Genomic DNA, 1,973 nt, shown 5'->3' with positions numbered 1-1,973 from the left:
CTGGCTAAGCGAGCATTGCTGGCTGTTTAAATAGCCTCGCGTTTTTTCTCCCGAAAAAACCCTATCTTCACCGATAGCTCTCAGTTCGCGGCACCGCAACGCCGCCTAGCCAGAGACCGTTGGCGGGTATTTGAACCGGCAATTCTCCAAGAATGAAGCAAGCAGAACTTTGCGTATATTTGTCCAATGCAAATTAGTTTGAAAGATGAATTACACAATGTCATTTCAGGAAAGAGCCAAGTTAGGTTCGGAACAGCTATCCAAGCAATCTCCAGTTACCTTGACGATGGCGCGCAAGCAAGCCGAAGCGATTCGGACCAAAAGCGTTTCAAAAAACAAGAAACAGAGAAATTAGAACTTTACATTTCTCGACAAAGTCTATGGATTGATGACATAGATTTTTCCCAGTACGTCAGCGAAGGTGCGGAACAAAAAGTTTATCTTAAGGATTCCGAACACGTAATAAAACTGAACGATGCGATTTATTATACATCATGGAAAGACTACTTCTTCAATTTACTTCTGCATAATTATTTCTTCTCAGACACTGCCTACGAACTTATCGGTTTTACCAAAGAAAATGAAGTACTTTACGCGGTAGTGAAACAACCTTTCGTAGAAATAACCGAAACGACAAATCTTCAGCAAGTGAGAGATTTCATGACGCAAAACGGTTTTGAGAACAATAGAAATAACGATTATAGAAACGTCGATCTGGGAATCATTCTTGAAGATTTGCATGATGAAAACGTTTTGACCCGAAACGACGTCCTTTACTTTATCGACACTGTTTTTTATCTCACGGAAAACTTTTGGAAGAAAGTTTGATTTAGAAAACACCCGCCAACAGCAAACAGGCAAGATTTCCTTGTTCGGTCTTGCCGCGAAATCATCTTCACAAAAATGTCGTATCTTCACCGATACAACGCAGTTTGCTGGCATCGGAAAACCTCGCCTGTCCGCAAACCGTTAGCGCGTATCGTATCGCGCTCGCTGCTCGCCGATCGCCAACCGTTTAGCTTCGATTGCGTGAAAACTGGACGTGAAATTCTTTGCGGAAACTTTGCGGCGCAGATTGCGCTGAATTTGAGAAAAGATGTTTTGATTTTCACGACTGCGCTAACAGCAAACAGGCAAGATTCGCTAGTTTTTTCCCGCCGGAAGTTTCTTATCACGAACATTTTGTATATTCACCGATAGAACGCAGTTCGCTGGATTCGCGAACCTCGCCTGTCTGCCGCCGTTGGCGTCAATGTAACTCATGTTTGCAATTAAAAATGGAAAAATCAGAAGCAAAACTTCCAAAAGAAATTTTAGATAAAGCAATCCCAATGGGAAATGAATTTGGTTTCCGAGAAAAAGATTTTATAGAAGTTATTGAAGTGGCTAGAAAAAATAAAATTGCAATAATTGGCGGGCAAATTCAATATATATTTGAAGACGGAACTTGTGAGTTATATTGGCTGAGTTACGATTCCGAATCTCAAAAAAACCAAGAATCGTGGGTAGAATACTGCGATCGAAGTGCCAATGAATGCAGATCAAAATTTCAAAACATTGTTACAACAACAGATTTCGAGAAGGAAATCGAAAACTTTGAATTTCTTAAGCAAAAGCGAGATAGTGGAATTTCAATCGAAGATAGTAAAGTTTTTATTATCTATTTCCAGTATCAAGAATAGTACACTGCCGCCAACACACGCTAAACGCAATTTGCTGCTCGCCTACTCGCCGCAGGATTTTCTTCACGTAAAAGCACTATCTTAGCCGATAGTAAACTGTTCGCTTTGGCCGCAAACATGCGTCTAGCGCGAGAACGTTAGCAGGCATAGTATCAACTTCGCAACTAAAAATCATGATAGAAAACTTAAGTGTTTTTGGTTTAATACTTATTCCTTCAATATTTTTTATAAGTCGAAAAGTTCTGCGAGAGAAAAAATCAAGCCTAATAATTCTAATTATTTGTATACTAT

General features: G+C 39.9%; 2 protein-coding genes. Both read left to right on the top strand.

Annotated elements, in window-relative coordinates:
• Positions 1-198: 198 nt before the first annotated feature.
• A complete protein-coding gene (locus ACM9J1_RS14345) occupies positions 199-828 on the top strand; it encodes a putative polyvalent protein kinase domain-containing protein (RefSeq protein ID WP_415582786.1) in 630 nt (209 codons plus the stop codon).
• A 449-nt stretch (positions 829-1,277) separates the two neighbouring features.
• Positions 1,278-1,682, top strand: coding sequence for a hypothetical protein (locus tag ACM9J1_RS14340; protein WP_415582785.1), 405 nt, complete (start codon positions 1,278-1,280; stop codon positions 1,680-1,682).
• The last annotated feature ends 291 nt before the right edge of the window (positions 1,683-1,973 follow it).

The organism is Flavobacterium longum (assembly GCF_965137575.1).
Taxonomy (GTDB): Bacteria; Bacteroidota; Bacteroidia; order Flavobacteriales; family Flavobacteriaceae; genus Flavobacterium; species Flavobacterium longum.
The sequence above is the reverse complement of the archived record's forward strand: the minus strand, read 5'-3'. Positions and strand labels throughout refer to the sequence as shown.